Annotated in this window: 21 protein-coding genes, 1 tRNA gene, 1 rRNA gene, 1 other RNA gene and 1 riboswitch; of the genes, 20 read left to right on the forward strand and 4 right to left on the reverse strand. The window is 47.3% G+C overall.

Annotation, left to right across the window (positions count from 1 at the left end; translation table 11 throughout):
* The first annotated feature begins 60 nt into the window (after positions 1-60).
* Positions 61-1,071, forward strand: a complete 1,011-nt coding sequence (locus ACESZH_RS04825) for a YARHG domain-containing protein (protein ID WP_373211875.1) — start codon at positions 61-63, stop codon at positions 1,069-1,071.
* Positions 1,072-1,280: 209 nt separating this feature from the next.
* On the opposite strand, the gene ACESZH_RS04830 is transcribed toward ACESZH_RS04825, so the two are convergent.
* Positions 1,281-1,354 (reverse strand) — tRNA-Pro (locus ACESZH_RS04830).
* A gap of 154 nt (positions 1,355-1,508) precedes the next feature.
* Between ACESZH_RS04830 and ACESZH_RS04835 the strand changes: the two genes are divergently transcribed.
* Positions 1,509-2,903 carry a hypothetical protein gene (locus ACESZH_RS04835; protein WP_373211873.1) on the forward strand — a complete coding sequence of 465 codons (1,395 nt, stop codon included), beginning with the start codon at positions 1,509-1,511 and terminating at the stop codon, positions 2,901-2,903.
* Here ACESZH_RS04835 and ACESZH_RS04840 read toward each other — a convergent pair.
* Positions 2,877-3,575 (reverse strand): anaerobic ribonucleoside-triphosphate reductase activating protein, encoded by a 699-nt coding sequence (locus ACESZH_RS04840; protein WP_373211871.1) that lies wholly within the window; start codon positions 3,573-3,575, stop codon positions 2,877-2,879. The two genes, ACESZH_RS04835 and ACESZH_RS04840, sit on opposite strands and share 27 nt — an antisense overlap.
* 215 nt (positions 3,576-3,790) lie before the next feature.
* Here ACESZH_RS04840 and ACESZH_RS04845 point away from each other — a divergent pair, with 215 nt between their 5' ends.
* The 6 genes from ACESZH_RS04845 (at position 3,791) to thiD (ending at position 8,801) form a co-directional block, all read left to right on the forward strand.
* Entirely contained in the window at positions 3,791-5,128 is a 1,338-nt protein-coding gene (locus ACESZH_RS04845; protein ID WP_373211869.1) for an MATE family efflux transporter, read from the forward strand.
* Positions 5,125-5,637 carry a tRNA adenosine(34) deaminase TadA gene (gene tadA / locus ACESZH_RS04850; RefSeq protein ID WP_373211867.1) on the forward strand — a complete coding sequence of 171 codons (513 nt, stop codon included), beginning with the start codon at positions 5,125-5,127 and terminating at the stop codon, positions 5,635-5,637. Before ACESZH_RS04845 ends, tadA begins: the two co-directional genes overlap by 4 nt.
* 56 nt (positions 5,638-5,693) lie before the next feature.
* Positions 5,694-5,803, forward strand: a riboswitch (TPP riboswitch).
* A 95-nt stretch (positions 5,804-5,898) separates the two neighbouring features.
* Positions 5,899-6,720, forward strand: coding sequence for a hydroxyethylthiazole kinase (gene thiM, locus ACESZH_RS04855; RefSeq protein ID WP_373211865.1), 822 nt, complete (start codon positions 5,899-5,901; stop codon positions 6,718-6,720).
* Complete coding sequence (thiE, locus tag ACESZH_RS04860; RefSeq protein WP_373211863.1) at positions 6,707-7,345, forward strand: thiamine phosphate synthase; 639 nt, start codon at positions 6,707-6,709, stop codon at positions 7,343-7,345. The genes thiM and thiE overlap by 14 nt, the downstream gene beginning before the upstream one ends.
* Positions 7,342-8,001, forward strand: coding sequence for an HAD family hydrolase (locus ACESZH_RS04865; protein ID WP_373211861.1), 660 nt, complete (start codon positions 7,342-7,344; stop codon positions 7,999-8,001). Before thiE ends, ACESZH_RS04865 begins: the two co-directional genes overlap by 4 nt.
* Positions 7,998-8,801, forward strand: coding sequence for a bifunctional hydroxymethylpyrimidine kinase/phosphomethylpyrimidine kinase (gene thiD / locus ACESZH_RS04870; RefSeq protein ID WP_373211859.1), 804 nt, complete (start codon positions 7,998-8,000; stop codon positions 8,799-8,801). Before ACESZH_RS04865 ends, thiD begins: the two co-directional genes overlap by 4 nt.
* A 51-nt stretch (positions 8,802-8,852) precedes the next feature.
* On the opposite strand, the gene ffs is transcribed toward thiD, so the two are convergent.
* Positions 8,853-9,114, reverse strand: an RNA gene (gene ffs / locus ACESZH_RS04875) — signal recognition particle sRNA large type.
* Between the two features lie 184 nt (positions 9,115-9,298).
* Here ffs and ACESZH_RS04880 point away from each other — a divergent pair.
* From ACESZH_RS04880 to ACESZH_RS04915, 8 genes are all read left to right on the forward strand, one after another.
* Positions 9,299-10,378, forward strand: coding sequence for a 6-phosphofructokinase (locus ACESZH_RS04880; RefSeq protein ID WP_373212790.1), 1,080 nt, complete (start codon positions 9,299-9,301; stop codon positions 10,376-10,378).
* A 174-nt stretch (positions 10,379-10,552) separates the two neighbouring features.
* Positions 10,553-12,163 (forward strand): DNA polymerase III subunit gamma/tau, encoded by a 1,611-nt coding sequence (gene dnaX, locus ACESZH_RS04885; protein WP_373211857.1) that lies wholly within the window; start codon positions 10,553-10,555, stop codon positions 12,161-12,163.
* 87 nt (positions 12,164-12,250) lie between these two features.
* A complete protein-coding gene (locus ACESZH_RS04890) occupies positions 12,251-12,598 on the forward strand; it encodes a YbaB/EbfC family nucleoid-associated protein (protein ID WP_373211855.1) in 348 nt (115 codons plus the stop codon).
* Positions 12,598-13,194 carry a recombination mediator RecR gene (gene recR, locus ACESZH_RS04895; RefSeq protein ID WP_373211854.1) on the forward strand — a complete coding sequence of 199 codons (597 nt, stop codon included), beginning with the start codon at positions 12,598-12,600 and terminating at the stop codon, positions 13,192-13,194. The genes ACESZH_RS04890 and recR overlap by 1 nt, the downstream gene beginning before the upstream one ends.
* A gap of 33 nt (positions 13,195-13,227) precedes the next feature.
* Positions 13,228-14,325 carry a LacI family DNA-binding transcriptional regulator gene (locus ACESZH_RS04900; protein WP_373211852.1) on the forward strand — a complete coding sequence of 366 codons (1,098 nt, stop codon included), beginning with the start codon at positions 13,228-13,230 and terminating at the stop codon, positions 14,323-14,325.
* A 267-nt stretch (positions 14,326-14,592) separates the two neighbouring features.
* Complete coding sequence (gene fsa / locus ACESZH_RS04905; protein WP_373211850.1) at positions 14,593-15,249, forward strand: fructose-6-phosphate aldolase; 657 nt, start codon at positions 14,593-14,595, stop codon at positions 15,247-15,249.
* Between the two features lie 14 nt (positions 15,250-15,263).
* Complete coding sequence (locus tag ACESZH_RS04910) at positions 15,264-16,103, forward strand: transketolase (protein WP_373211848.1); 840 nt, start codon at positions 15,264-15,266, stop codon at positions 16,101-16,103.
* Positions 16,091-17,029, forward strand: coding sequence for a transketolase family protein (locus tag ACESZH_RS04915; protein ID WP_373211846.1), 939 nt, complete (start codon positions 16,091-16,093; stop codon positions 17,027-17,029). Before ACESZH_RS04910 ends, ACESZH_RS04915 begins: the two co-directional genes overlap by 13 nt.
* Here the strand turns inward: ACESZH_RS04915 and yyaC are convergent.
* Positions 17,013-17,567 carry a spore protease YyaC gene (yyaC, locus tag ACESZH_RS04920; RefSeq protein ID WP_373211844.1) on the reverse strand — a complete coding sequence of 185 codons (555 nt, stop codon included), beginning with the start codon at positions 17,565-17,567 and terminating at the stop codon, positions 17,013-17,015. The genes ACESZH_RS04915 and yyaC overlap by 17 nt on opposite strands.
* A 171-nt stretch (positions 17,568-17,738) precedes the next feature.
* On the opposite strand from yyaC, the gene ACESZH_RS04925 reads away from it, so the two are divergent.
* The 4 genes from ACESZH_RS04925 to ACESZH_RS04940 form a co-directional block, all read left to right on the forward strand.
* Positions 17,739-19,190, forward strand: coding sequence for a LysM peptidoglycan-binding domain-containing protein (locus ACESZH_RS04925; protein WP_373211842.1), 1,452 nt, complete (start codon positions 17,739-17,741; stop codon positions 19,188-19,190).
* Between the two features lie 275 nt (positions 19,191-19,465).
* Entirely contained in the window at positions 19,466-20,656 is a 1,191-nt protein-coding gene (locus ACESZH_RS04930) for a DUF5711 family protein (protein ID WP_373211840.1), read from the forward strand.
* Between the two features lie 10 nt (positions 20,657-20,666).
* Positions 20,667-21,374, forward strand: coding sequence for a CvpA family protein (locus ACESZH_RS04935; RefSeq protein ID WP_373211839.1), 708 nt, complete (start codon positions 20,667-20,669; stop codon positions 21,372-21,374).
* Positions 21,375-21,710: 336 nt separating this feature from the next.
* Positions 21,711-22,052: ribosomal RNA gene (locus ACESZH_RS04940) — 16S ribosomal RNA — on the forward strand; the annotation flags it as partial.

Below are 22,052 nucleotides of genomic sequence, written 5' to 3' on the forward strand. Positions count from 1 at the left end.
TACTATATGGTATGATATAAAAAATGTAAAGGGGATATAGTACAGGAAGGAGGTAACTTTATGAGGAAAATAAAGAGATGGCTGGCAGCAGGGCTGACTGCAGTAGTTTTAATAGGAAATGGGGCGGTTTCCGGAGTACAGCCGATGATGGTCCAGGGGGCTATCGTAGATGGCGATGAGCTGATAGAGGGCCTGAGCAGAGATTCCGGATACTATATTTTGCCGGAGTCATCGCAGAGAGAGCTTTCTTATGATGAGATATCCTGGATGACAGACAGCGAAAAGCAGATGGCGATCAATGAGATCTATGCCCGCCATGGACGAAAATTTGTGATTCCTCAGGTGCAGCAGTATTTCAGCGAAAAGTCCTGGTATCAGGGAACTGTGGAAGCAAGCCGGTTCGATGAGAAGGTGCTGAGCGATTGCGAGGAAAAGAATATTGAGAAGCTTTTGAAAACAACGACCTCATCTTCTTATGTGCTGGAGGGCAGTGATTCCAGGTATATTACGGATGAAGAAGTGGCCGCGCTTACGAAGGATGACATGCAGCTTGCCATTAATGAGATTTACGCCCGCCATGGACGGAAATTTTCCATGAAGGAATATCGGGATTATTTTAACAGCCAGTCCTGGTATAAAGGCACCGTAGAGCCGGAAAAGTTCAATGAGGGTGTGCTGAACGTTTATGAAAATGCAAACATAGCAAAGCTTTCCACGGCAATAAAACAGCGGAGCAGCAGCGCGCCTGCCGCCATTACGAATTTTGCAGGAGCTTATACCATTGAAAAAGGTGACACGGTTGTCCGTCTGGAGATCAGTCTTTATACGGATATCAGCATTTCCAGAGCTATAGCAGGGGACGAGGTGGGAAATATCAGCGTGTCTATCAAAATTGGAGATGAAGTGAATATTTCCCAGGGATACCTGTTCAAGGAGGATGATAATATGTACCTTATCTCGGACAGCGATTTGAATGGCGCGACCCTGACCGTGTTTGACGGCTGTGTCATTTTGCTGGATTCGTGTGGATTTGACGATGTGTATATGCTGGCTGAGAGGTATGTGAGCTGAGAGAAGAAGGCTTGACCATCTTGGAAAAGAGGTTAAGAAAGTTTAAAACAAAATAGCCTGAAATAAGAAGAAAAGTGCAAAGTCTTGTAAAGGTTCAAGGCTTTGCATTTTTGATTGTCGAGGTCATTCTTATTTATAATATACCATATGAGGCAATCCAGCAAGAAAAAAGCCCGGAAATCATTGAATTTCCAGGCTTTAGCACTCAGTCGAAGCGACGGGATTCGAACCCACGGCCTCTGCGTCCCGAACGCAGCGCTCTACCAAACTGAGCCACGCTTCGTCAACTGCAAGTGCTATTATATTAAGTTTTTGAGAATTTGTCAAGCGAAAAATTAAAAAATTATCGGGGTTTTCCGGATTTTTTTGAGGGCGGAAGAATGAAAAGCGGTTTGGGTCATATACATTAATGAAGCAAAAAAATAGGAGGAAACGGTTTGGCTGGTTATCGACGGTTTGTTGCGTATGTATATGAGTACCGGAAAGGGAAAAAAGAAAGCAACTGTGGATTTATAAAGGTTGAAGTACGGGATGCGCGGTGTACTATGGAGGTGCATCTCAATATAGAAGGGGTGACACCGGGGGTAGAGTGCAGGATTTATGGTTTTGTGCGGAAAGACGGGCTGATGAATGGAATCCTGTTGGAAAGCTGTGAGACCGGGGAGGATTCCATAGAATGTCTGATAGAAACAGATGCCCTTAGCATGGGAGGCTCCGGAATTTCGCTTGGAAGAATGGGAGGAATGATCTTTACAACCCAGACAGGAGGCTTTTTTGGGACAGAGTGGGATGATCAACCAATTAAACCAGCCAATTTCCGGGAGATGAAAATTGAGAGTAAGGCAGACAATGCAGAAACAGTGAAATTGAGAGAAAAAGGCGGAATGCGGCAAGGTGAAGAAAAGGCAGGGGAGAATGCCGGGTTAGAGGAAAGAAAACCGGAGAAAAAAGGGGAAAACGGGGAAATAAATCGGGAGGAACAGGAAAGCGGCGAGGAGAGAAACAGGGAGAAGGGGAAGAATACAGATGAGGTACAAATGCAGGCAGAGGAGATTCAGGAGCAGCCCGAATACAGGGTGGAAATGCCTTTGGATGTGGGACAGGAAAGCAGATTAGAGGAATCAGATGAAATGCAGCAGGAGCACGAAGGTGAAGCTGCACAAAGGGAAGAGGAGAGAACGGAAGAAAATGGGGAAATTCCAATTCCGAAAGAGGGAGCGTTTGCTGAAGTAGAAGTCGAGTATCCGGGAAATTCAGACGCAGTTGACATAAAGCGGGCAAGGGAATTTGCAGAATCACAAGAACAAAATACTGCTGCAGAAATGGAAAATGAGGGAGCAATTAATAAAATAGAAAGTGTATCGGCGTCCTGGGAGCCAGACAGAATTAGAGTGAGTAATATCGTGAGGCCGAACCCGCGATCGTCACAGTCAGGTCAGGCTTCGCGCTCAACGAAGCAAAGTCCAGGTCCACAGCCAGGCCCGCGTCCGTATAGGGCATCCTGGGAAACATGCGCTCCCTTTGATGACAGTGATATGGCACAGTGCTGGAAAATCCACCCCAAGGACTTTTCATGCTTCTCCCGGCGCCAATGCGCGCTGCGAAACAACAGATTTTTGCAATATGGACACTACAACTTCGGTCATCTCCTGCTGTGCCGTAAGTCCAACGGGCAATACATACTTGGTGTGCCCGGAAGCTACGACCAGCAGGAGAGGTTTATGGCTAACATGTTTGGCTTCCCCTATTTTAAGGAAAGCCGGATGATCGAAGTGCCAAAAGGCAGGGGCGGTTATTGGTACCGCCTAATCGATGCCCCGAATATCCACTAATGGAATAGTTTTCAGGAGAATACTGCGGAAATGCTGCAATTCCTCCATGGAATAGCTGGTAAAGCCGGGCTGCAGGACTCCGTCGGAGTCCTTGTAAGCCTGGAGATAATAAGCTTTTGCTCCGGACAGCCATTGTCCGATCTCTATGAAATCCTTTTCAGTGTGAAGCTCTTTCACGACTGTGGTGCGGAACTCGTAATCCACATGCCCTTCCATAAGAAAATCCACTGTTTCAAAAATGGAATCCATATCCGGGTAGCGCAAACCGGAAAGCGCCTTGTAGTTGTCAGGACATGCTTTAATATCCATAGCTGCCTTATCGATAAGCCCTTCCTTTACAAGCTCTTTTACAACATAAGGCCTTGATCCGTTGGTATCCAGCTTTACCGCATACCCCAGAGCCTTGATCTCGCGGATAAAGTCCGGCAGTTCCTCAGAAAGGGTAGGCTCTCCGCCGGAAATACATACGCCGTCCAGAATTCCCTGACGCTTTTTCAGAAAGGAAAGAACCTCATCCGTAGGAATCTCCGGCTGTACGGCAGGATGGAGCACGAGACTGCTGTTTTGGCAAAAAGGGCACCGGAAATTACAGCTTCCAAGAAATATAGTAGCAGCCACCTTTCCCGGATAATCCAGCAAGGTTGTCTTGTTATAACCGCAAATTTTCATCATTTGTAAGCACCTCCCAGGGATAATACATTCAACATGTCCCTGCGCTGTACCAAAGCAGGGGAGGAAACGATCCGATATCATTGGCAGGCAGGACAGAAATTATAAGTACAGCATACTCCATATGAAATAAGGTGGCAAGCAAAAATTTTTGCCATTTGACATCAATACAGGAACTCTCTATAATAGACAGAGATATTTGATGGATGGGGAGAAATATGAAGCAACGGGATTTGACACAGGGGAGCATCACAAAAAATCTGATGCTGTTTGCGCTGCCCATGATGGCTGGGAATCTTTTGCAGCAGTGCTATAATATTGCAGATACTTTGATCGTAGGCCGCTATCTGGGGGCAAATGCTTTGGCGGCAGTAGGCTCATCATACACACTGATGACCTTTCTGACTTCCATTTTGTTGGGCATGTGCATGGGAAGCGGCGCGGTTTTTTCCATTAGGTTCGGGGAAAAGGACAGCAGACGGCTGAAGGAGGGAATGATCCATTCTTTTGGCCTGATCGCTGTGATGACGGTGGCCATCAGCATCCTTGTTTTTGCAGGACTTCCGCTGATCTTGAAACTGCTTCAGGTGCCGGATGCGGTAGTTACTTATATGCGCGATTACCTGAAGATCATTTTTGTGGGGATCAGCGCTACCTTTTTATACAATTATTTTGCGGCTCTTTTGCGGGCAGTGGGAAACTCTGTGGTTCCCCTGGCATTTCTGGGAATCGCAGCCGTATTGAACATCATGCTTGATCTGGCGTTTATCCTGTTGGGAGGCTGGGGTGTGGCGGGAGCTGCGGCGGCTACTGTAATCGCACAGTTTGCAGCCGGTGTGGGGATCACAGCATATACGCTGGTGAGATTCCCGGAATTCCGTTTTACCAGAGAGGAGCTGCATTATGACGGCAAAGTATTAAAAGAAATCGCCCAGCTCTCTTTTTTGACATGCCTGCAGCAATCTATTATGAATTTTGGCATCCTGATGGTCCAGGGGAGAGTCAACAGCTTTGGACCTGCGGTTATGGCGGCCTTTGCCGCAGCAGTAAAAATTGATTCCTTTGCGTATATGCCGGTGCAGGATTTCGGAAATGCCTTTTCCACCTTTGTTGCCCAGAATTTCGGCGCGGGTAAAAAAGAGAGGATCGTCCGGGGGATCAGGAGCGCAGTGGTTTCCGCATTCTTGTTTTGCGTTGTGATCAGTGCGGCAGTGTGTTTGTTTGCAGAGCCTTTGATGAAGATATTTGTCCAGGAATCCGAGAGGGAGATTGTTGCCATCGGAGTGGAATATCTGCGTATTGAGGGTGCATTTTATTTCGGGATAGGTCTTCTGTTTTTGCTGTACGGATACTACCGTGCGGTGAAGAAACCGGGAATGTCCGTAATTCTTACCATTTTTTCATTGGGCACAAGAGTGCTGCTGGCATATAGCCTTTCCTCAGTGCCGGCTGTCGGCGTGAAAGGAATCTGGGTGTCTGTGCCCATTGGCTGGGCGCTTGCAGACGCGGTGGGTGTGATTTATTATTGGAAAAGGATGAAAGAGAAAACCATATGACAGAGCAGGAACGTTTTATGAAGGAAGCTATCCGGCAGGCAAAAAAGGCCCGGGCATTAGAGGAGGTTCCGATCGGATGCGTAATTGTGTATGAGGGAAAAATCGTGGCGAGGGGGTATAACCGCAGAAATACGGACAAAAACACTCTTTCTCATGCGGAACTGAATGCCATTAAAAAGGCCAGCAAAAAGCTGGGCGATTGGAGGCTGGAAGGCTGTACCATGTATGTGACACTGGAACCATGCCAGATGTGCGCGGGAGCGCTGGTGCAGTCAAGAATTGACGAAGTGGTGATCGGCAGCATGAATCCAAAGGCAGGATGCGCAGGTTCGGTGCTGAATCTTCTGGAGATTGAGGGATTTAACCATCAGGTGAAAATCACCAGGGGAGTTTTGGAGGAGGAATGTTCCGCTATGCTGTCCGACTTTTTCCGGGAATTGCGGGAAAAGAAGAAACAGCAGAAGATCCTGCGGAAGGCCATTGCAGAGGCAGAAGCCCAGACTGAATAAGGGACAGGAATCGGAAAAAGCTATTGAAAAATCTGTCAGAACATGTATAATGAATATGTAAAAAAGCGGGGAGCTCGCGGAAAGCGGGCTGAGAGTAAGCTGTGTTGCTTTGACCCAGAACCTGATTTGGATAATGCCAACGTAGGGAGATACTTGTATGAATGCTTTTGCGCAGGGATACCTTTATGTTTTGGTACCTGCGCTTTTCTTATTGTATGTGGAAGGTATTCACAGTTCTCCGAAGAAAAAGGAGGAAAAAAGATGTTTGGTAATTGCCTGGAAAATGTCAAAAAATCTGTGCCACTGGTGCACAACATCACAAACTATGTAACGGTAAACGATGTAGCCAATGTACTGCTGGCGTGCGGGGGAAGCCCGATCATGTCTGATGACAGAGAGGATGTGGAGGACATCACATCCATTTGCGGAGGCTTAAATATTAATATTGGAACCCTGAATCAAAATACCATTCCATCCATGTTTCTTGCAGGAAAAAAAGCAAATGAGCTGGGACATCCTGTATTGCTGGATCCGGTAGGCGCAGGGGCCAGCAGGCTTCGCACGGATACAGCGCTGAAGCTTCTGGAGGAAGTAGAATTTACTGTTATCCGGGGGAATATTTCTGAGATCAAAACACTGGCCTATGGAAGCGGAAGCACAAAGGGAGTGGATGCTGATGTGGCGGATGCAGTGACGGAGGAGAGCCTTGCCGATGCCGTTTCCTTTGTGAAGAGCCTGGCGGGAAAGCTTGGATGTATCATCGCTGTTACAGGAGCCATTGACCTGGTTGCCGATGGCGAAAAGTGCTATGTGATCCGCAACGGACGTAAAGAAATGGGACTGATTACAGGAACAGGCTGCCAGCTTTCCGGTCTGATGACTGCCTATGTGGTAGCAAACCCGGAGAATCGCCTGGAGGCAGCGGCAGCAGCCGTTTCTCTCATGGGACTTGCCGGGGAGATCGGCTTTGCCAGGATGCAGGAGGGGGATGGGAATTCTACCTACCGCAACCGGATCATTGATGCCATCTATAACATGGACGCAAAGACTCTGGAAGAAGGGGCAAAATATGAAGTGCGATAGAAAAGACATGGTACTGTATGCTGTGACAGACAGAGCGTGGCTCCACGGGGAAACTCTGTACAGCCAGGTGGAAAAAGCCTTAAAAGGCGGAGCGACCTTTATGCAGCTCCGGGAAAAGAAGCTGGCTGAAGAGCAGTTTTTACAGGAGGCAGAAGAGCTGAAAGAACTTTGCAAAAAATACAACGTCCCCTTTGTGATCAATGATAATGTAGACATTGCTGCAAAAATAGATGCAGATGGTGTACATGTGGGACAAAGCGATATGGAAGCCGGGGATGTGCGGGCAAAGCTGGGCCCTGACAAAATCATCGGTGTTTCTGCCCAGACTGTGGAGCAGGCCGTTCTTGCGGAAAAAAGAGGAGCGGACTACCTGGGAGTGGGAGCTGTATTTACCACAGGCACAAAGCTTGATGCAGACGATGTGAGCTATGAGACTTTAAAGGCAATTTGCCAGGCTGTCTCCATCCCGGTGGTTGCCATTGGAGGGATCACCAGGGATAACCTGATGGAATTAAAGGGCAGCGGGATCGACGGAATTGCAGTGGTCAGCGCGATTTTTGCCCAGGAAGATATTGAAGAAGCAACGAGAGAACTGAAAAGCCGTACTGAGGAAATGCTGAAATGAGAGGTGCGATTTTTGACGTGGACGGCACGCTTTTGGATTCCATGCCGATCTGGATGGATGCAGGGGCGCGCTACCTGAAGGCTTTGGGACTTGTGCCGGAGGAAGGTCTTGGAGATAAGCTTTTTTCCATGACCATGACGGAGGGCGCAGATTATTTGAACCATGCATACGGGCTTCAGAAGGAGCCTTCACGGATCATTACTGAAATTAATGCCATAGTTGAAGAATTCTATTTCGGGGAGGCACCTTTGAAGCCTGGCGCAATGGAGCTTCTTGGTCAGATGAGAGCCGCGGGAATGAAGCTGTCAGTCGCAACGTCCACGGATCATCATCTGATAGAAGGGGCATTCAGGCGGCTGGGAATTCTGGAATACTTTTCGGGGATCTTTACCTGTTCCCAGGTGGGCGCGGGTAAGGATAAACCACTGATCTATGAAATGGCGGCGCAGGCAATGGGAACAGCACCAGCGGAAACCTGTGTTTTGGAGGACGCCCTTCACGCACTTGTGACAGCAAAAAAGGCAGGTTTTTTTACCATTGGAATCTATGATGAAGCAAGCGCTGCCAAACAGGAGGAGCTGCAAAAGGAAGCAGACCTTTACGGTAAATCCTTGAGTGATATACTGGAAAAGCTGAAAGAGGAGCAGAAGTTATGAGAAAAACAGCATTGACCATAGCAGGAAGTGATTCCAGCGGGGGCGCGGGAATTCAGGCTGATATCAAAACCATGATGGCAAACGGCGTTTATGCCATGAGCGCAGTGACAGCGCTGACTGCCCAGAACACCACAGGAGTGACGGCGATCATGGAGGTGACACCGGAATTTTTGGGGCAGCAGTTGGACTGCATTTTCACAGACATCCGTCCTGATGCAGTAAAGATCGGAATGGTATCTTCCGGAGCTCTTATAGAAAAGATCGGGGAAAAGCTGATTGAATATAAGGCGGAAAATATTGTTGTGGACCCTGTTATGGTAGCCACCAGCGGTTCCAGGCTGATCAGCGAGGAAGCTATTTCAGTTTTGAAGGAACGGCTCTTGCCCCTGGCGGCGCTGCTGACTCCCAATATTCCTGAGGCAGAGGTTTTGTGGGGAAAAAGAATCACCTGCCCGGAAGAGATGGAGCTTGCCGCAAAAGAGATCAGCGAAACTTACCACTGCGCGGTTTTGTGCAAGGGCGGTCACAGCATCAGCGACGCCAATGATCTTTTATATTGTGGCGGCAACGTCCGATGGTTTAGGGGAAAACGGATCCAGAACCCCAATACCCACGGGACAGGCTGTACGCTGTCAAGTGCCATTGCGTCAAACCTTGCCAAAGGCTATGATCTTTTTCAGGCCGTGGAACGGGCGAAAAGTTATATCTCTGACGCGCTGAACGCCATGCTGGATCTGGGGGCAGGCAGCGGCCCTATGGATCATGGATTTGACATCGGCGGTATTTACGGAACACCATAATTGATTGAAAAAAAGGAACGTCCCGCAGGACGTTCCTGAATTTTTTCCTTTACGCGCGCCGCACCTCGAAATGCTCTCACAGACGTTACCTTTACAGTTAACTCGGCCCAGGCACCCTTACGTCACACAAGAGCTTCTACTTAGTGCTGCTACATTCCTGTCCTGACACGGTTCATAGATTCCTGTTGCGTAAGACCCAAACGTCAACGCCACTTATAAAGGGCAGCTCCACAAGATACACCCCTCAGATTGGCATCACCCCTGCTGTAGCGGATTGCAGGTACAGGGCACCGCTATCTCCCCGGCTGCGCGGATTTAGTATAGCTGTTTTGCACAGATTTGTCAAGCTATTTGGTCATTTCGTGGAAATCTTTCTTCCAAAACATTTTTTTATTGTGCGAAAATGGGAATTATTATATAATGGAAACAGATTGATTTTCTGCAAAATGCAGAAGCTTTAGTGTGCAGCGCGAGACACAGAAATGGAGGATACTATGATTAAAAGAATCGGCTTATTGACAAGCGGTGGTGACTGCCAGGCATTAAATGCAACCATGAGAGGTGTGGTAAAAGGTCTTAGCAACAGTGTAAATGAGTTGGAGGTTTACGGCTTTGACGATGGTTACAAGGGCCTGATCTACGGAAAATACCGTATGCTCACATCCAGGGATTTCTCAGGAATTCTGACACAGGGCGGTACTATTCTGGGTACTTCCAGACAGCCGTTTAAGCTGATGCGTGTTCCGGATGAAAAAGGACTGGACAAGGTTGAGGCTATGAAGCAGACTTATTATAAGCTCTGCCTGGACTGCCTGGTAATTTTGGGAGGAAATGGAACGCAGAAGACAGCGAATCTTCTCCGTGAGGAAGGTCTGAATATTATCCATCTTCCGAAAACCATTGACAACGATATCTGGGGAACCGATATGACCTTTGGTTTCCAGAGCGCCGTAAATATTGCAACAAACGCCATCGACTGCATCCATACCACAGCAGCATCCCATGGCCGTGTATTTATCGTGGAGGTTATGGGACATAAAGTTGGAAGCCTTACCCTGCATGCAGGTCTTGCAGGCGGTGCGGACATTATCCTGATCCCTGAGATCCCATACGACATCAAGAAGGTAGTAGCTGCGATCAATAAACGTGCGAAAGCAGGAAAACGCTTTACCATTCTTGCAGTGGCAGAGGGCGCTATCTCCAAAGAGGACGCAGAGCTTCCAAAGAAAAAATACAAAGAGAAGCTTGCTGAAAGAGCAAAGAAATATCCGTCCGTTTCCTACGAGATCGCAGACCGCATTACAAAAGAGACAGGTTCAGAGGTTCGTATCACTGTTCCGGGCCATACCCAGCGAGGCGGCGAGCCATGTGCATATGACAGAGTTCTGTCCACAAGGATCGGCGCAGGCGCAGCAGAGGCCATTCTGGATGAAGAGTACGGCGTAATGATCGGTATTGTAAACGGAAAGATCAAGAGAGTACCGCTGGCTGAGTGCGCTGGCAAATTAAAGATGGTATCTCCGAAAGATCAGACCGTAAAAGCTGCAAAACAGATCGGCATCAGCTTCGGCGATTGATTTTAGGCAAACATACTTGACGGAACAACCCTAATTCGATTATGATAATAGAGTAAACAAAATGACCGCCGCGGGAAATTCTCGCGGCGGCTGTGATGATAGGAGCAAGTCAAATGGATATGCAGCATATCCGCTTGGCTCGTTGCTCGCGGGAATAACAGAAAGGAGCTTGGCATGAGTTATACTGCTCTTTACCGGAAGTTCAGGCCGGATAATTTTGACGATGTAAAAGGGCAGGACCATATCGTGACGACCCTGACGAATCAGATCAAAGCCAACCGCATCGGACATGCGTATCTGTTCTGCGGTACCCGGGGTACAGGAAAGACAACGGTGGCAAAAATCCTTGCAAAGGCGGTGAATTGTCAGCATCCGGTCAATGGAAGTCCCTGCAATGAGTGCGAGATGTGCAGAGCGATCCAGGCCGGGACCTCCATGAATGTGATTGAGATCGATGCCGCTTCCAACAACGGCGTGGACAATATCCGGGAAATCCGTGAGGAGGTGGCGTACCGTCCGACGGAGGGAAACTATAAGGTCTACATTATCGACGAGGTTCATATGCTTTCCACCGGAGCTTTCAACGCGCTGTTGAAAACATTGGAGGAGCCGCCGTCCTACGTTATGTTTATCCTGGCGACCACAGAGGCGCATAAGATACCCATTACGATCTTGTCCCGGTGCCAGAGATATGATTTCCACCGGATATCCATTGAAACCATTGCGGACAGACTGGCAGAGCTTTTGCGGATCGAGGGCGTAGAGGCGGAGGAAAAGGCTGTGCGTTATGTGGCAAAGGCCGGGGACGGCTCCATGCGTGACGCATTGAGTCTCCTGGATCAGTGCATTGCTTTTTATCTTGGTCAGACTCTGACTTATGACAAGGTGCTGGAGGTTCTGGGGGCAGTAGACACGGAAGTATTCAGCCAGCTTTTGCGAAAGGTTTTAAAAGGCGACGTGACCGGAGCTATCCGCACATTGGAAGCGTTGATTATCGGCGGCAGGGAGCTTGGACAGTTTGTGGGTGATTTCACCTGGTATATGCGCAATCTGCTTTTGGTAAAAACTTCGGAAAATCCGGAGGAGGCCATTGACGTTTCTTCTGAAAACCTGAAGCTTCTAAAAGAAGAAAGCGAAATGGTGGATGCGGAAACTCTGATGCGGTATATCCGGATTTTCTCAGACCTGTCGAATCAGATCCGGTTTTCCACCCAGAAAAGAGTGCTGGTAGAGATTGCGCTGATCAAGCTTTGCCGCCCTGCTATGGAGACAAACCTGGATTCTGTCCTGGACCGTATCCGTGTCCTGGAACAGCAGATGGAGGAAAGACCGGTACAGCAGGTGATCGTGCAGCAAGGTGCCGTGGGGGTGGATTCGGCAGAGTCAGGCCAAAACGCAGCTCCGATAGCGGAACCGAAAAAAGCGGCGCCAGAGGATTTGCAGAGGATCGTAGGAAGCTGGAGAACGATCGTGGGACAGACCACAGGAGTTTTCAAACAGATGCTGCAGAAAGCTATCCCCAAGTATAACGGGGAAACAGGAGAGCCTGTGCTGTATATTGAATTCCAGGATTTTCTGGGAAGAGCTTATGTGGATAATCCGGAAGCAAAGCAGGAGCTTGCGGATATCATTGCAGCCCAGACGGGAAAAGCGGTGGAGATACAGATGCTTGTTGCCGCAGAGCATCATCATACAAATCTGGCGCAGGTTACGGTAGATCAGGCAATCCGTGACAATATCCATATGGATGTAGTGATCGAAGAGGAACCTGGCGACATAGACTAAAACAAAGAAGCAATGGTTGCGGTATGTCCATGCAGTATTTGCAGGGAAAATTCCGAAACCATAAATAGATAGAGGAGGATCAAAAAAATGGCAAAACGTGGAGGATACCCGGGCATGGGAATGCCGGGAAACATGAATAATCTTATGAAACAGGCGCAGAAAATGCAGCGCCAGATGGAGGAAAACCAGAAGGCTCTTGAGGAAAAAGAATTTACAGCGACCGCAGGCGGCGGTGCCGTTGAGGTTACGATTTCCGGTAAGAGAGAAGTGACAAAGGTAAAGCTTTCCGAGGATGTTGTGGACCCGGATGATATTGAAATGCTGGAGGACCTGATCGTGGCAGCCACCAATGAAGCGCTGCGCAAGGTTGAGCAGGAATCCTCTGCCGTAATGTCAAAGCTGACAGGCGGCCTGGGCGGAGGCTTTCCATTCTGATGGAATACTACAGCAGTCATATTAACAAACTGATCGAGCAGCTTTCTCATCTTCCGGGCATTGGGGCGAAGTCGGCGCAGCGTCTGGCCTTCCACATTGTAAACATGCCCCGGGAGCAGGTGGAGCAGCTTACCACAGCGATTACAGGCGCGCGGGAAAATATCCAGTATTGTAAGTGCTGTTACACTCTGACAGATAAGGAGCTTTGTCCTATCTGCAGCAATGCGAAGCGTGACCATAGCACCATTATGGTAGTAGAGAATACCAGGGATCTGGCAGCCTATGAAAAGACGGGAAAATTCGAGGGCGTGTACCATGTGCTCCATGGCGCTATCTCTCCTATGCTGGGCATTGGGCCTGATGATATTAAATTAAAAGAACTGATCCAGCGTCTCCAGGGAGATGTAAAAGAGGTCATCATTGCCACAAACTCCAGTTTGGAGGGTGAGACGACGGCGATGTATATCAGCAAACTGATCAAACCTACGGGGATCAAGGTGAGCCGTATTGCCAGCGGTGTTCCGGTGGGCGGCGATCTGGAATATATCGATGAGGTGACGCTGCTTCGTGCTTTGGAAGGAAGAGTGGAGTTGTAGTCTGTTCGGCGCAGCTTCAGGGAGGTGATGAGCTTGGCAAGAAAGAAAGCCACATCGTCAGATGTAGCGGAAAAGGCGGGGGTCTCCCAGGCCACCGTATCCATGGTTCTGAACCGTAAATACAACGTTTCCTTTTCCAGGGAAACCGTAGAAAAGGTAGAGCGGGCGGCCAGAGAGCTTGGCTACCAGCTCCCCAGACACAAACACAAAAAAGAGAATAAAAAAGAAAAACTGATCGTGGTTTTCTGTCCAACCATTACCAGCCCCTATTATGTGCTGCTTTTGCAGGGAATCGAGGCTGTTGCCAATGAACAGGGATACGGGGTGTTTATCTGTAATACCCAGAGAGATGCAAGGCTGGAGGAAAGATATCTTCGTCTGATGTATACTATGAATCCCCAGGGCATAATTTATGCCTGCAATCCTCATCCGGATTACCGGAAACAGGTGGAGGAGCTTGCCAGAGACATTCCGCTGGTTATTATCAGCAATAAAGAAAAAACAACTACAGTAGATGCCATAAACCAGGACAATACGGAGGTGGGAAGACTCATGGCCCGCCATCTTCTGGACCTTGGACATCAGGATGTGGCGTTTATTACCCCACCTCTGACAAAGCGCCAGTGGCAGCGCTCCAGGCGAGTGGATGGCTTTGTCAAGGAATTTGAACGTGCAGGACTTTTGGGACATGTGATCATAAAGGCTGCCGATGAGTCCGTTGACAGAAGAAATCCACGCACGGATTCGGAGTATACTATGGGATATCAGCTTACCTCGGAGCTTTTGAAGGAGGGGAAAACCTTCACTGCCATAGCAGGGCAGAACGATATGATGGCGATCGGGGCAGTGGACGCATTGCAGGAGGCGCGGCTTCACGTGCCGAAGGATGTGTCCGTTATTGGATGTGATAATATTTTTTATTCCGGCATCAGGCGGATCTCTCTGACTACAATCGACCATTTTGTAGCGCTGAAAGGTCGGGACGCCTGTGATATTATCATACGAAAAATTGACACAAGAGATAAGTTTTACGGGGATGCGCTGCCCACCAGCCTCTACAATATTGAGTATACACCCAAGGTGATCGTGCGCAGAACAACCGGGTATGCAAGGATGGATAAACGATTTTAATTAAATAGATACAAAATAATTATTAGTAATAATTTATCGGCTTTGCATGAAGATGAATATGAAAAATGTTGATTTTCAAATGAATTTTGTTTGTTAAACTAGTGACAGACTATTGAATAATTAATATTTTGAAGAATTATTAATAAAATATTTATTAATAAAATTGGGGCTGGCTTGACCTGACGAAAGAGTTTGTTATAATGAAGAAAAGGTTGTAAAAAGCAGCCCAATAGATTTCCGTAAATATAAAATTCAGGAGGGAAAATCATGAAATTCTTTATTGACACAGCAAAGGTTGAGGACATTAAGGCAGCAAACGACATGGGCATCATCTGCGGCGTTACCACAAACCCATCTTTGATCGCAAAAGAGGGAAGAGATTTTAATGAAGTAATCAAAGAGATTACAGAAATCGTAGACGGACCGATCAGCGGTGAGGTAAAAGCAACTACCACCGATGCAGAGGGTATGATCTGCGAGGGACGTGAAATCGCAAAGATCCATCCAAACATGGTTGTGAAAATTCCGATGACCGGAGAAGGCTTAAAAGCAGTTAAGGTTCTGACAAAAGAGGGAATCAAAACAAATGTAACCTTAATCTTTACAGCAAACCAGGCGCTTCTGGCTGCAAGAGCAGGCGCTACATATGTTTCACCATTCCTGGGCAGACTTGATGATATCTCTACAGACGGTGTTGAACTGATTCGTGAGATTGCTGAAATGTTTGCAGTAGCAGGCATTGAAACTGAGATCATTGCGGCAAGCGTTCGCCATCCTGTACATGTAACTCAGTGTGCCCTGGCAGGAGCTGACATCGCAACTGTTCCTTACAAGGTATTGGAGCAGATGCTTCATCATCCTCTTACCGATGCCGGTATCGTAAAATTCCAGAATGACTACAGAGCAGTATTTGGCGATAAGTAAAGGAGAACAATAACATGGAGAAATTAGAGCTTCAGAAAATTGCAAACGAAGTCCGCAAGGGCATCGTTACAGCAGTTCATGCAGCAAAGGCCGGCCATCCGGGCGGATCTTTATCAGCGGCAGACTTATTTACCTATCTTTATTTTGAAGAGATGAATATAGACCCCAAGGACCCGAAAAAGGCAGACCGTGACCGTTTCGTTCTTTCCAAAGGACATACCGCGCCAGGTCTTTACTCTGTACTTGCAGAGCGCGGATATTTCCCAAAAGAAGATTTAAAAACACTTCGTCACTTAGGCTCCTACCTTCAGGGACATCCGGATATGAAACATATCCCGGGTGTTGATATGTCAAGCGGTTCTCTGGGACAGGGGATTTCCGCGGCAGTGGGAATGGCTCTTTCCGCAAAATTAAGCGGCGATGCCTACCGGGTATATACCCTCCTTGGCGATGGCGAAATCCAGGAAGGGCAGGTTTGGGAAGCTGCAATGTTTGCAGGAGCCAGAAACCTGGACAATCTGGTTGTGATCGTGGACAACAACGGTCTGCAGATCGATGGAAAAATTGAAGATGTCTGCTCTCCGTATCCAATTGATAAAAAATTTGAAGCTTTTAATTTCCATGTGATCAACGTAGCTGACGGCAATGACATGGATCAGTTAAAAGCAGCCTTCGATGAGGCAAAGGCTGTAAAAGGGATGCCGACCGCGATTGTTATGAAAACCGTAAAAGGAAAAGGCGTTTCCTTCATGGAGAACCAGGCCGGATGGCACGGAAAAGCACCAAATGATGAGCAGTATGCACAGGCTATGGAAGACTTAGAGAGGGCAGGTGAAGCATTATGTCAGAAGTAAAGAAAATTGCCACCAGAGCAAGCTACGGCAGCGCTCTTGTAGAATTAGGAAAAGAACATGATGATATCGTAGTTCTGGACGCTGACCTTGCTGCAGCTACTCAGACCGGAATGTTTAAGAAGGAATTTCCAGAGCGCCATATCGACTGCGGTATTGCAGAGTGCAACATGATGGGAATCGCGGCAGGAATCGCTACCACAGGAAAGGTTCCTTTTGCCAGCACCTTCGCGATGTTCGCAGCAGGACGTGCTTTCGAGCAGGTACGCAATTCCATCGGTTATCCGAAGCTGAATGTAAAGATCGGTGCTACCCACGGCGGAATCTCCGTTGGTGAGGATGGCGCTACCCATCAGTGCTGTGAGGATTTTGCGCTGATGAGAAGCATTCCGGGTATGGTTGTGGCAACCCCTTCTGACGATATTGAAGCAAAGGCGATGGTTAAGGCTGCTTATGAGCATGTTGGACCGATGTATATGAGATTCGGACGTCTGGCTGTTCCGGTGATTAACGATAATCCGGATTATAAGTTTGAGCTGGGCAAAGGAATCGTTCTTCGCGAAGGCGGGGATCTGACCATTATTGCCAATGGCCTTTGCGTAGCATCATCCCTTGAGGCTGCAGAAATGCTTGCAGCAGACGGCATCCAGGCAAAGGTTATTAACATCCACACGATCAAACCGCTGGATGAGGAGCTGGTAGTGGCAGCCGCAAAAGAAACAGGCAAGGTTGTGACCGTAGAGGAGCACTCTGTGATCGGAGGCCTGGGCGGAGCTGTCTGCGAATGCCTGTCTGAAAAAGCGCCTGTTCCGGTAAAACGTATCGGAATCAACGATGTTTTCGGTGAATCCGGTCCGGCAGCAGCACTTCTGGAAAAGTACGGCCTGGATGGAACTGGCATTTATAAGCAGATTAAAGCGTTTGTATAAGCTTTTCCTCCGGAAGGACATCCAGAATCCCCTGAGTAATGGTATCAGCAAGGGAAATCACGGTGGAGAGGCGGGTAGTCTGTAAAGTCAATTGTTCCAGAATGCCCGAAATATTCACGATTCCGGTAATATAAATATCTCCCACAGGAGGAAGTTCTTTTTGAACTCCGGCACCTGGGCAGAGCGCACCATTTCCGATGGTGACGTAGCCCAGGTGCTTTTTTTCGCCAAGAGAGGCATCGATGGCGATCACAAGGGCGTTCGGGTGATTTGCCTGGATGAAGCTTGTCATTTTTTCCAGATTCAGTGCATGGACCGGGTGAGAGAGCGTTCCGTAGACAAAAATCCCGTTAAGATGGTACTGGCTTAGAAGATGTCCCACATAAGGTCCCAGACAATCTCCTGTCATCCTGTCGCTGCCAATGCAGAGAAAAACAATTTCCGACCATTTTTCCGGATGGTGAAGAATACATTTTTTCAGAAGATAGGCAATCTCTTTGGAAGAGCTGTCTTTTTTCGCATCAATATAAAAGGCCATGGAAGATCCTCCCTTAATTTCCTGTTTATCCTATTTATCAATCTTATCCCGAAAACGAAAAAAATATGCAGGGTGCAAAATGTGTCGCTAAATTCTTAGGTACAGGTCTTACATTCTGCTAAAATCTGCGCTTTGCTTATGATATGCTGATGCCCGAAGGGGTGATGTGATATGATAGAAGTGATCTACAAGGAGGAAAAACAGGAAACAAAAGATGAGGAGGGCTTGTTTTCTATTCCCAGAAATATACGTCAGATAGGACTGGTTGGCGGAAATTACAGGATTTATATTGAAGATTATGTGTACACTTTTCTGGGAAGGATGGCTGGGGCTGAGCATGTGCAAGAAAAAGAATGCGGATGTCTGGCTGTGCTGGTGGGAGATACAAAATGGAATAATGGCGCAACGTATCTTTTTATCCGTGGGGCATTAAGGGTGGAGGATGCGGAGGCTAATCCGGACCATATTGATTTTTCTGAAAAGGTATGGGCTAAAATACATGAGGAGCAGGAAAAATACTTTCCGGGAAAGGAGATCGTGGGCTGGTTTTTTGCAAAAGAGCAAATGCCTGTAGAAGTTAATGAGCTTTTTGCCAAGGTTCATCTGAGACATTTTGGAGGGGAAAAGGTTCTGATGCTCATGGAGCCAATGGAACGGGAGGATGCGTTTTTTTGCTATGAAAACAACCTTATGGTAAAGCAGAGGGGATATTACATTTATTATGAAAAAAATCCTGAAATGCAGGAGTACATGCTTGAGCGGAATCAGGGACTTATGCCGCAGTTGACGGAAGAGGTTGAGGATGAAGCGGTAAAAACATTCCGCAAAATCGTGCAGAATAAAAATAGGAAGAAAAATGAAAGAAAAGACGGGGAGGAAGAACAGGAAACGGAGGGACACACCTCTGTTTTTTCCTATGCCGCCACAGCGTGTTTGGTAATTGCTGTGCTTGCGGTAGGCGCAAATGTTTTCCGGAATTATCGGAGTGTGCGTGGAATAGGAGAAGCAGTGCAGACTGTTACAGGAGTGACCTCGAGTAAAGATACAAAGCCGGAGACGCTTTTAAAGCCCACAGCAACGCCGAAACCAACTGCTACTGTAACCCCGGTGCCTGTGCCTACGGAAGTGCCGAAGACGGACGATGTAGCTGCGGAACCGTCACCGGCTGCATTGGAGGAGGAAACAGGAAGTACGGAGGTCTACCGGGAGGAATCGGATGCCAGAAAAGCAAGGCGCCGGGAAGCGCTTGGCGAGCAGGATAGTGTGGCGCAGACATCAAGAGGCGATACGTCCGCCGTGCAGATGGCAGAGGAAAATTCCGAAACGGGGGCTGCTGACCCGAATCAGACCGATGTGCAGGCGCAGAATACAGAACAGGGAGAGATCCCACAAGGTAACAGCCAGGAAGCCTCGGATGGGCAGGATGTCCAGGAAACAGACGAAGCCCAGACAACAGCAGGCAATGAGCTTCACGAAACATATGTGATCCGTCCCGGAGATACCCTATACCAGATCAGTATTGCCCGTTATGGGAATATGGACGCGATTTCCGAGATCTGCCGTCTTAATGGCCTGGCAGAAAATGAAATTATTTATCCCGGACAGGTGATTGTGTTACCTTAGGATGGTGTGGTATAATGTGAACACTTGATGAGTACAAGCGGCTAAGCGAAGTACGAATCTAGTGAGAACATATGCCTGGACACTTAGTGAATGCAAGCCCAGGGCGCGGCATGAGCTTAGTGACCATGGTATAATGTGAACACTTGATGAGTACAAGCGGCTAAGCGAAGTATGAATCTAGTGAGAACAGTTAAATATTAATAAAACACATAAGGTAAAGAAAAATGGCAAATACATTTAAAAACATACGAAAAAAACTGAGAAGAAAGCGGCTTATGGCCGAAAAAGCCCGACTGGCAAAGGCTCAGGCAAATAATGAGGAGCCGAAGGATTACCAATCACGTCTGAAGCGCCACCGGAGAGACAGCGCAAAAAAAGTTATCTTTACAGCAGCCGTAGTGATAGGAGCAATTCTGCTGGTAACACTTTATATACAGAGAAGAAGCTACCACAGCTACAAAATACTCCAGACAAGCGAGCAGGAGGATATTGTTTCCACAAAATATACCGAAATGGATGGAAAAATTCTTCGTTACAGCCCAGATGGCGTCTCTCTTGTAAACAAAAAACTGGAAACTGTGTGGAGTGAAACATACGAAATGCAGAATCCTGTGGCTGACGTATGCGGCGATAAAGCAGTAATTGCAGACAAAGATGGTACCTCATTGGTGTTTCTGGGAAAGAATGGAAGCACAGGAAGCGTAACGACTTCCTATACGATCGTAAAAGCGAGAGTTGCAAAAAATGGGCTGGTTGCTGCAATTTTGGACGGAGGCGACAATACCTGGATCAATTTTTACAGTACTGATGGGAGCCTGATCGCTGAAAATCAGACAAAGATTGATGATCCGGGATATCCTCTGGATGTAACTGTCTCCGATGATGGAATTATCATGATGGTAGCTTTTCAGTTTGTAGACGGAGGAGAAACTACCAGCTATGTGGCTTTTTATAACTTTGGTGATGTAGGACAGAATGAAGATGACCGTATTGTCAGCGGATATACCTATGAAGGTATTGTAATTCCGCAGATACAGTATCTGGGAGACGGACGGAGCGTAGCGTTGCGGGAGGACGGATTTACTCTGTACAGAGGCAACCAGATTCCGAAAGAAAGCAAGACTGTTAAGGCGAAAAAGGAAATTGTCAGTACCTTTTTTGATGATAATAATGTTGGTCTGGTATACAAAAACGACAGCAAAGATAAGCTTTACACCATGGAAGTTTATTCTACGGCAGGAAAACTGAAATTCAGCAAGGACTTTAATATTCCTTATAGCACGATCAAAATGAGCGGCGGAAATATTGTGATGTATAACAGCTCTCAGATTTGTGTGATTGACGGAAACGGCGTGCAGAAATATCTGGGTGCGGTGGACGGAACGATCAGCGATTTCTTTAAGATTGGATGGAATCGTTATCTGCTGGTTTTGGATACTGGCGTGAATGTTCTGAAATTCAGCTAAGGAGACGACTATGACTTGGACATGGATGGGAATTGCTGCGGTGGGAATTATTTTTGCTGCCTGTATCGTAGGATATCACAGAGGATTTGTAAAAGAAGTGGTATCGACCTTTTTTATCATACTTTCGTTTATTCTGGTGTGGCTGATTAATCCTTATATTAATGAGTTTCTCAGGGAAAGTACACCTCTTTATGGGAAAATACAGGAGAGCTGCCAGGATTTTGTACAAAGTGAAGCAGAGAACGAAAATGGAATGGGAGAAGCAGAGCAGGCTGAGCTTGTGGAGAGAATGAAGCTGCCGGAGCTTCTGAAGAACAGTATTATAGAAAACAATACTGCAGAGGTATACCGCTATTTAGCGGTAAATACCTTTGCAGATTATGTTTCGGATTCGATTGCTCTGATGGTGATAAACGGACTGTCGTTCTTACTTTCCTTTTTAGCAGCGACTATACTGATACGGACGGTTACGTTTGCGCTTGATATATTATCAAAGCTGCCGGTTATAAACGGGGCAAATAAAATTACAGGAGCTCTGGTGGGCGGGATAAAATGCGTTGTATTTATATGGGTCGGTTTGCTCGTATTGACATTGATGTGCAATACGGAAATCGGCAGAAAGGGAATGGAACTGATCCAGGAAGACTTCTTTCTTAATTTATTGTACAATCAGAATATATTTGTGAAGGTATTTATGAGCATTTTCTATGGCAGTTGATGAGCGAAATGCAGAAATGGGAAAAAATTAAAAAAGGGGCTTGACGAAAGTTAAAGCCGGTGATATACTAAAATCCGCTTCGAAAGGAGCGGGTTTTCTTTTTTTCACTTTTGAAAGAAAAAAAGAAAAAATAAAAAAAGTTGTTGACAAGCGATAAAGCTTATGATATTATAAATGAGCTGTCGCGGAAGAGCAACAGCAAAGAACCTTGATAACTAAACAGTGAAACACATACGATTCTCGAAAATTCTTTACAAACATCATTCAAAGAGAATGAACCTAAAACAGTAAAAACGAGAGATAGCTAGTTGGTTATCTTGAGTGGAAACAAACACTTTATCAGAGAGTTTGATCCTGGCTCAGGATGAACGCTGGCGGCGTGCTTAACACATGCAAGTCGAACGGAGAATACTTTGACAGAGACTTCGGTTGAAGTCGTTGTATTCTTAGTGGCGGACGGGTGAGTAACGCGTGGGTAACCTGCCTCATACTGGGGGATAACAGCCAGAAATGGCTGCTAATACCGCATAAGCGCACAGGAGCGCATGCTCTGGTGTGAAAAACTCCGGTGGTATGAGATGGACCCGCGTTGGATTAGCTAGTTGGCAGGGCAGCGGCCTACCAAGGCGACGATCCATAGCCGGCCTGAGAGGGTGAACGGCCACATTGGGACTGAGA

The sequence above is a fragment of the Ruminococcus sp. 5_1_39BFAA genome (assembly GCF_964240875.1).
Taxonomy (GTDB): Bacteria; Bacillota; Clostridia; order Lachnospirales; family Lachnospiraceae; genus Blautia_A.

Bases quoted from the DNA above. Each gene is read 5' to 3' on its own strand.
- ACESZH_RS04825 (WP_373211875.1), top strand. From the start codon at position 61: ATGAGGAAAATAAAGAGATGGCTGGCAGCAGGGCTGACTGCAGTAGTT.
- ACESZH_RS04840 (WP_373211871.1), bottom strand. From the start codon at position 3,575: ATGATGAAAATTTGCGGTTATAACAAGACAACCTTGCTGGATTATCCG.
- ACESZH_RS04845 (WP_373211869.1), top strand. From the start codon at position 3,791: ATGAAGCAACGGGATTTGACACAGGGGAGCATCACAAAAAATCTGATG.
- tadA (WP_373211867.1), top strand. From the start codon at position 5,125: ATGACAGAGCAGGAACGTTTTATGAAGGAAGCTATCCGGCAGGCAAAA.
- thiM (WP_373211865.1), top strand. From the start codon at position 5,899: ATGTTTGGTAATTGCCTGGAAAATGTCAAAAAATCTGTGCCACTGGTG.
- thiE (WP_373211863.1), top strand. From the start codon at position 6,707: ATGAAGTGCGATAGAAAAGACATGGTACTGTATGCTGTGACAGACAGA.
- ACESZH_RS04865 (WP_373211861.1), top strand. From the start codon at position 7,342: ATGAGAGGTGCGATTTTTGACGTGGACGGCACGCTTTTGGATTCCATG.
- thiD (WP_373211859.1), top strand. From the start codon at position 7,998: ATGAGAAAAACAGCATTGACCATAGCAGGAAGTGATTCCAGCGGGGGC.
- dnaX (WP_373211857.1), top strand. From the start codon at position 10,553: ATGAGTTATACTGCTCTTTACCGGAAGTTCAGGCCGGATAATTTTGAC.
- ACESZH_RS04890 (WP_373211855.1), top strand. From the start codon at position 12,251: ATGGCAAAACGTGGAGGATACCCGGGCATGGGAATGCCGGGAAACATG.
- recR (WP_373211854.1), top strand. From the start codon at position 12,598: ATGGAATACTACAGCAGTCATATTAACAAACTGATCGAGCAGCTTTCT.
- fsa (WP_373211850.1), top strand. From the start codon at position 14,593: ATGAAATTCTTTATTGACACAGCAAAGGTTGAGGACATTAAGGCAGCA.
- ACESZH_RS04910 (WP_373211848.1), top strand. From the start codon at position 15,264: ATGGAGAAATTAGAGCTTCAGAAAATTGCAAACGAAGTCCGCAAGGGC.
- ACESZH_RS04915 (WP_373211846.1), top strand. From the start codon at position 16,091: ATGTCAGAAGTAAAGAAAATTGCCACCAGAGCAAGCTACGGCAGCGCT.
- yyaC (WP_373211844.1), bottom strand. From the start codon at position 17,567: ATGGCCTTTTATATTGATGCGAAAAAAGACAGCTCTTCCAAAGAGATT.
- ACESZH_RS04925 (WP_373211842.1), top strand. From the start codon at position 17,739: ATGATAGAAGTGATCTACAAGGAGGAAAAACAGGAAACAAAAGATGAG.
- ACESZH_RS04930 (WP_373211840.1), top strand. From the start codon at position 19,466: ATGGCCGAAAAAGCCCGACTGGCAAAGGCTCAGGCAAATAATGAGGAG.
- ACESZH_RS04935 (WP_373211839.1), top strand. From the start codon at position 20,667: ATGACTTGGACATGGATGGGAATTGCTGCGGTGGGAATTATTTTTGCT.